The 7129-nt window shown below is 75.2% G+C and carries 4 protein-coding genes; all 4 read left to right on the forward strand.

Going from position 1 to position 7129, the window contains the following annotated elements; translation table 11 throughout:
- Positions 1-3: 3 nt before the first annotated feature.
- The 4 genes from ABTY04_RS36845 to ABTY04_RS36860 are packed head-to-tail and all read left to right on the forward strand — an operon-like array spanning position 4 to position 6924.
- The gene (locus tag ABTY04_RS36845; RefSeq protein ID WP_352217803.1) at positions 4-1914 is read left to right on the forward strand and encodes an AMP-binding protein; all 1911 of its coding nucleotides are present in this window, start codon (positions 4-6) and stop codon (positions 1912-1914) included.
- 2 nt (positions 1915-1916) lie between these two features.
- Entirely contained in the window at positions 1917-3059 is a 1143-nt protein-coding gene (locus ABTY04_RS36850) for an NAD-dependent epimerase/dehydratase family protein (RefSeq protein ID WP_352217807.1), read from the forward strand.
- Positions 3056-6235: an amino acid adenylation domain-containing protein gene (locus ABTY04_RS36855; RefSeq protein ID WP_352217804.1), complete on the forward strand. Its 3180-nt coding sequence runs from the start codon at positions 3056-3058 to the stop codon at positions 6233-6235. Before ABTY04_RS36850 ends, ABTY04_RS36855 begins: the two co-directional genes overlap by 4 nt.
- Complete coding sequence (locus ABTY04_RS36860) at positions 6232-6924, forward strand: formyltransferase family protein (RefSeq protein ID WP_352217805.1); 693 nt, start codon at positions 6232-6234, stop codon at positions 6922-6924. The genes ABTY04_RS36855 and ABTY04_RS36860 overlap by 4 nt, the downstream gene beginning before the upstream one ends.
- Positions 6925-7129: the final 205 nt, after the last annotated feature.

Genomic DNA, 7129 nt, shown 5'->3' on the forward strand with positions numbered 1-7129 from the left:
CCGGTGAGGCGTACGAGGCCTGCCGCCGGTCAGACCGACACGGGGGAGGAGCCGACGGGGCAGCCCGCAGAGCGGCCCGAGGAGCACCTGGCCGACGCCACGGGCAGCGTACCGGGGTGGCTGGAGCGAAACGCCCGCGCCTTTCCCGACAAGCCGGCCGTGATCTATCCCGTCGGCCGCGGCTCCCGGTACGGCACCGTCACCTACGGGCAGTTGCAGGAGACGGCCGAGGAGCTGGCCCGCGGATTCGAGCGCGCCGGGATCACCAAGGGCACCAAGACGGTGCTGATGGCCCCACCGGGCCCGGAGCTGTTCGCGCTCGTCTTCGCGCTGTTCCGGGTCGGGGCCGTGCCCGTCGTCGTGGATCCCGGCATGGGTGTGCGGCGCATGCTGCACTGCTATCGGGCCGTGGGCGCCGAGGCGTTCATCGGGCCGCCCCTCGCCCAGCTCGTGCGCGTCCTGGGCCGCCGTACCTTCGCCGGAGTGCGGGTTCCCGTCACCCTGGGGCGGCGCCGGCTCGGCCGCGGGCACACGCTCGCCGCGCTGCGCGCCGCGCCAGGGACCGGAACCGGGTGCGGCAGTCGCGCGGACGGGGCGGCGCCGACGGGCGGGGACGACCTGCTGATGATCGGCTTCACCACCGGAAGCACGGGCCCGGCCAAGGGAGTCGAGTACACGCACCGGATGGCATTGTCCATCGCCCGCCAGATCGAGGCCGTCCACGGCCGCACCCGCGAGGACGTCTCCTTGATCACGCAGCCCTTCTACGGGGTGCTCGACCTGGTCTACGGCTCCACCCTGGTGCTCGCGCCGCTGGCCCCCGCGCGGGTCGCGCAGGCGGACCCGGTGCTGCTCGTGGATGCGCTGGAAAGGTTCCGCGTCACCACCATGTTCGCCTCGCCCGCACTGCTGCGGAACCTGGCCGGGCACCTCACCGGCGCTACCCCCGGCCGCCACCCGCTGCCCGACCTGCGCTGCGTCGTATCCGGCGGGGCCCCGGTGCCCGACGCGGTCGTGGCCACGCTGCGCCGGGTGCTCGACGAGAAGGCGCGGATCCATGTGACGTACGGGGCCACGGAGGTGCTGCCGATCACCTCGATCGAGGCGGCCGAGATTCTCGGCGACGGCGACGGCGACGGCGACCGCGACGGCGACGGCGACGGCGACCGCGACGGCGACCGCGGCCGCGGCGGTACCGCGGCCCGGGCCGCAGCGGGCGAGGGGACGTGCGTCGGCCGGCCCGTCCCCGGCACCCGCGTGACCATCGCCCCCGTCACCGACGGCCCGCTCGCCCACCTGGACCCCGCACGCAGCCTGCCGGTCGGGCGCGTCGGCGAGATCCTGGTCCACGGCGATTCCGTCAGCCGGCGCTACCACCGCGCACCGCAGTGCGACGCCATGCACAAGGCGACCGAGGAACGCCCCGGAGGCGAAGCCCCGCGCATCTGGCACCGCACCGGTGACCTCGGCCGCCTCGACGACGAGGGACGGCTGTGGTTCTGCGGCCGCGCCGCGCAGCGGGTGCGCACCGATTACCGGGACCTGTACACCGTGCGCTGCGAGGGAGTCTTCAACGCCCATCCCCTGGTCCGGCGCACCGCCCTGGTCGGCATCGGGCAGGCCGGTGCACAACGGCCGATCGTCTGCGTGGAGATCGAGACCGGGACGCAGGAGGCAGCGCTCGACGACAGCGGGTGGAGGATGCTGGTGGCCGAGCTGCGCGCGATGGCCGAGGCGCACGCCGCGACGACGGGCCTCCGGGAGTTCCTGCGCCACCCCGGTTTCCCCGTGGACATCCGGCACAACGCCAAGATCGGCCGCGAGGAGCTGGCCCGCTGGGCCGAGCGGCAGCAGGTCCGGCCGGCCCCCCTGTTCTCACGTGCGAGGCTCGCGACCCGGGGGCGGGCGCTGTGAAGATGCTGGTCACCGGAGCATCCGGATTCCTGGGCGGACACTTGGTCGACGGCGCCCTGCGCCAAGGCCATCAGGTCCGCGCCCTCGTACGGCCCGGCAGCGACGCCGTGCGGCTGCGCTCCCTGCCCGGGGTCGAGGTCGTCACCGGCGATCTCACCGAAGGCAGCTCACTGGCCCGGGCGGCAGAGGGCTGCGAGGCGGTGCTGCACAGCGCCGCACGGGTCGTCGACCACGGCAGCCGCGCGCAGTTCGAGGCCGCCAACGTCACCGGCACGCTGCGGCTGCTGGCGGCGGCGCGGTCGGCGGGGGCGCGGCGATTCGTGTTCGTCTCCAGCCCGAGCGCGCTGATGCGGGTACGGGAGGGGGACCGCCTCGGCATCGACGAGAGCACCCCTTACCCGGAGCGGTGGTTCAACCACTACTGCGAGACGAAGGCGATCGCCGAGCAGCACGTACGGGCGGCCGACGGTCCGGAGTTCACCACCTGCGCGGTGCGCCCACGCGGCATCTGGGGGCCGCGTGACCACGCCGGATTCCTGCCGCGCATGGTCGACGCCATGCGTTCCGGCCGGCTGCCCGACCTGTCGGGCGGCAAGCGGGTCCTGGTGTCGCTGTGTCACGTCGACAATGCGGTGGACGCCTGCCTGCGGGCCGCCCTCGCCCCCGCCGGGCGGGTCGGCGGCATGGCCTACTTCGTCGTGGACCGCGAGGAGACGGACCTGTGGCCCTTCTTGGCCCGGGTCGGCGCCCTCTTCGGCTGCCGGCCGCCCGCCCCGCGCATCCCGCTCCGCCTCGGCCGCGGAATCGCCGCGGCGGTCGAGACGGGTTGGCACCTGCACCGCCGATCCGCCGGCAGAGGCAGAGACGGAGGCCCGGAAGGGGGTCCGCCGCTGAGCCGCTACATGCTGGCGCTGCTGACCCGTTCGGCGACGTACGACACCACTGCCGCCCGGTACGACCTCGGTTACACGGCTCCACGGACCCAGGCCGAAGGACTGCGAGCGCTGCACGAGTGGGTGACGGCGGTGGGCGGGGTCGCCGCCTGGACCGCCGGCCCGGCAGCCTCCACCGGCTCCCTCGTGTCGGCCCGCCCCGCGCCGCGCACCGCACCCGACCACACCGGACAAGGGGACACCCAGCCATGACATCCCGTCAGGCCGCCGATGCGGCCGATGCCGCCACCCGCTACCGGCGCCCGGTGTCGCCCACCGAGCGCCTCTACCTCGCCGCCGGGCATGCGCGCGGGGCCATGGCCCTGCGCATCGTCGTCGAGGGGGACGGCGCACCCGACCGCGAGCGGCTCCAGGCAGCCCTGGCACAGGCCGCCGAGGCATGCCCAGGGTCCTCGCTCGTGCGCGTCGGCGCGATGTGGAGCGCCGAGGGGCCGCCGCCGCGGGTCCGGTACGCCGTACCGCGTGCCGGTGCGCACGCCGACTCGGCGCACGGGACCGTCGTGTTGCCCACCGGGTCCTCGCGGCGAGCCGAGCCGCCCGGCTGCGAGGTACTGATCGTGCCCGGCGCCGGCGCGGACGGGACGGCGACCACCGTCGTCTTCAGCGCCTCGCACTCCGTGATGGACGGTCACGGCGCCCTGACCTGGGTGCGGGAAGTCTTCCGCGCCCTGCGGGGCGAGGCTGCCCGGCCCGCGGTCGACGCGGACACCGACGCCGCGCTGCTGCGCCGGCTCGGCAGCACCGGGCTGCGACCCACGCCGAGGCCCGCCCGGCGTTCCCCGCTCGGCGCGTCCAACGGCAGCGGCCCGATCCGGACGCTGTGGCTGCGCCGTACCCTGCCCGGGCGCCATTCCGCGCTGACCGCCCGCCTCGCCCAGGCGCTGACCGACGCCGCGCGGCTCGACACCCGTGTGATGGTGCCGGTCGACCTGCGCCGCCACCGACCCGGGATCGCGGCGACGGGCAACCTGAGCCTGCCGCTGTTCCTGGACCTGCACCCCGGGGCCGACTGGACGGCCGCGCACACCCGCCTGCTGACCTCCCTTGCCGAGGGCCGCGAACTCGCCGCCGGATTCGAGACGGCCCTCGCGCGGCTGCCGTCGGCCGTGACCGCCGGTGTGCTGCGTACCGCGCAGGCCGTGGCGTTCCGTACCGACCGACATCTCGCCTCGGCGGTCGTCTCCCACCTGGGCCGCCTGGACCTGGCCGAACTCTCCGGCGGTGGTTTCACGGCGTCCGCGGCCTTCGCACTGCCGGTGCACGCCCCGCTGGTCCCGCTCTCCCTGGTCGCCGCCGAGACCGGAACGGCGACCGAGATCACGCTCGGCGTCCGCGGCGCGGGCCCGGACCTCGCGGCTCGTGCGGCGGAGCTGCTGGACGCGACGCTGGCCGGCTTCCAGGACACGGCGGCGGGGGTCCACCGGGCCCGGCCGGATGCTGCCGCCCAGCGGCCCGCACCGTCGGCGGCGCCACCGGATCCGGCCGTCCCCGAGCCCACCGTCGTGGACGTCTTCCGGGCCCAGGCCGCCCGTACCCCTGGCGCGCCCGCCCTCGACGGGCCCGAGGGCGTGGTCACGTACGCCGAGCTCGACCGGCGCTCCGAAGCGGTCGCGGTCGCGCTCGGGCGGCGCGGCATCGGACGCGGGGACCTGGTGGGACTGGTTGTCGACCGCTCTCCCGCCGGAGTGTGCGCCCTGTGGGGCATCCTCAAGGCGGGCGCCGCCTATGTGCCGCTCGACCCGGCCCATCCCGGCGCACGGATCAGGGAGATCCTCCAGGGCTCCGCCGCCGGGCTGTGCCTGACCCGCCGACACCTGGCCGAGGAACTCGCGCCCTTCGTGCCCGGGACCCTGTTCGCCGTCGATGACCTCCTCGACGGTCCCGGCCCGGACGCAGACGCGGTGGGCGCCGCCGCGGCCGGTGACGCCGGACCCACCGTCCCGGCGGATGTGCGGCCCGCCGCCGGGGACCTCGCGTACGTGATCCACACCTCCGGTTCCACCGGCCGCCCCAAGGGCGTGCAGATCGAGCACGGCAGCCTCATGGGATTCGTCCGGTGGATGACCGGCGTCGGCCGGGTCACCGGCCGCACCCGCTTCGGTTTCGCCTCCTCCTACGCCTTCGACATCTCCTGCTTCCCCCTCTTCCTGCCGCTGCTGGCCGGCGGTACGACCGTCCTCGCGCCCGGCACGCCCTCGCCCGCCGCCCTGCGGGAGCTCGTCACCGAACACCGCGCGGACACCCTTGCGCTCACGCCCTCCCACCTCGCCCTGTTCGGGCCCGGGAGCAGCCACCCCGCGCGCTCCCTGGGCACCCTGCTGCTGGGCGGGGAGCCCCTCACTCCCGCCGCCGTACGGTCCGCGCGCGCCGCCTTCGGGGCCGGATGCCGTGTGATCAACGTGTACGGGCCCACCGAGGCGACCGTCGCCGTGCTGGCCCACACCGTGGACGGCAGCGAGAGCGGCGCCACCGTCCCGATCGGCCTCCCCGGCCCGTACGCCCGGGTCGACCTCGTCGGCGACGACGGCGAGCCCATCGGCAGCCGTCCCGGTGACATCGGCCGCACCGGCGAGATCGTCGTACGCGGGGTCCAAGTGGCCCGCGGCTACCTCGGCCCGGCCGACGGCTCGTCCGCCGGCGGGCCTTCTGCCTTCACCACCGGCCCCGACGGCATCCGCGCCTATCGCACCGGTGACCTCGGCCGCCGGCTGGCCGACGGCGCGGTCGAGTTCGCCGGACGCATCGACGACCAGGTCAAGATCGCCGGGCACCGCGTCGAGCCCGCCGAAGTCGTCGCCGCCCTGGAGGCCCATGCCACCGTCCGCCGGGCCGTCGTCGTGCCCCGTCGGCGTCCGCACTCCACCTCGGCCGTGCTGTGCGCGTACGTGGTGCCGCACTCCGGCAAACCTGGAGCAGGCGCGGACCTGGCCCGCGCCCTGCGGGCCGAGCTCACCCGGACCCTGCCCGTGCACCTCGTCCCCGCCCACGTCTTCGTGGTCGACGCGCTGCCCAGCACGGTCAGCGGGAAGACCGATCTCGACGCCCTCCCCGACCCCTTCGCCCCCACCACGCCGAGCGCACCCGCGCCGGTCGAACCCTCGGCGGTCACTCTGGAAGCGCGTGTCAGGCACCACTGGGCGGCGATCCTCGGCGTCGACGGCGCGCGGCTGTCGGCGGACTCCGACTTCCACGCCCTCGGCGGCGATTCCCTGGCCCTCGTCGAGATGCTCACCGCCGTCTCCTCGGACCTGCTGACCCCCCGCCAGGCCCAGTTGTTCACAGGACGCCTGGACCGCCTGGTACGGAACCTGACGCTCGAACAGGTCTGCGCCCACCTGGCCGTCGCCCGCGAGGGGGCCGCCGCATGATCTTCGTCGGAGAGGGAGCCCTGCTGCGCCGCGCCGTTGCCCACGCCGCCACCCGCGGCCACCCGGTCGACCTGGTCTGCTCCGCCGATCCGCTGGATGCCGCTGCCGCCGACGCGCCCCACCTGGCGGTGGCGGACATCAACGCCCACGCCGCCGTGCTGGCCCGCGCCTGCACCGACGGCATCGTCTGGTCCCTCAACAACCGGCAGATCTTCCGGGAGCCGCTGCTCCGGGCCGAGGGCCTTCGCATCCTCAACATCCACAACGGGCTGCTGCCCCGGCACCGCGGCCTGCCCTCCGTAGCGGTCCTGTTCGCCCTGCTGCACGGCGACACGGAGTACGGTGCCACCGCCCACGAGGTCGACGCCGGCATCGACACCGGTCCGGTCCTGGCCGAACACCGCTTCCCCCTCGGGCCCGAGGACCGCTACCACCAGGTCATGCTCCGCGGCGTCCGCGCCTGCCATGCGCTGTTCGAGCAGATCCTCCCGGCCGTCGCCGCCGGAACGGCGCACCCCGCACCCGCCGGTGCGGGGGTGGGGCCGTCCGCCTACTACGGCCTGAGCGCCCTGGACCGGATCGCGGCCTATCGCGACCACCCCGCCTACGCCCGCGCCACCGACCTCGGCCCCTTCGCCGCCCACGCTCACGAGGTCGCCCGGGCGCTACGGCCGTCCCGGTCGCCCTGACAGGCTCCGGCCCCCGCGGGTGAGCCGGTACCGATCCCTGCATCGCCGGTGGGACGGGCCCGGCTGCTTCGCCAAGTGTGGCTGCCAGGATCTGCCGATGGTGAACCAATGGTGACTCTCGGTGAGTTTCGGGTGCCCCCGGGGTGAGCCGCCCCATAGGGCCCACGTCACATACGAACCGGGGTAGTGGCTCTCAGCGGGTCCG

The organism is Streptomyces sp. NPDC097981 (assembly GCF_040302565.1).
Lineage (GTDB): Bacteria > Actinomycetota > Actinomycetes > Streptomycetales > Streptomycetaceae > Streptomyces.

Excerpts from the sequence above, each read along its gene's own strand:
- ABTY04_RS36850 (WP_352217807.1), top strand. The coding sequence starts at position 1,917 with ATGCTGGTCACCGGAGCATCCGGATTCCTGGGCGGACACTTGGTCGAC.
- ABTY04_RS36855 (WP_352217804.1), top strand. The coding sequence starts at position 3,056 with ATGACATCCCGTCAGGCCGCCGATGCGGCCGATGCCGCCACCCGCTAC.
- ABTY04_RS36860 (WP_352217805.1), top strand. The coding sequence starts at position 6,232 with ATGATCTTCGTCGGAGAGGGAGCCCTGCTGCGCCGCGCCGTTGCCCAC.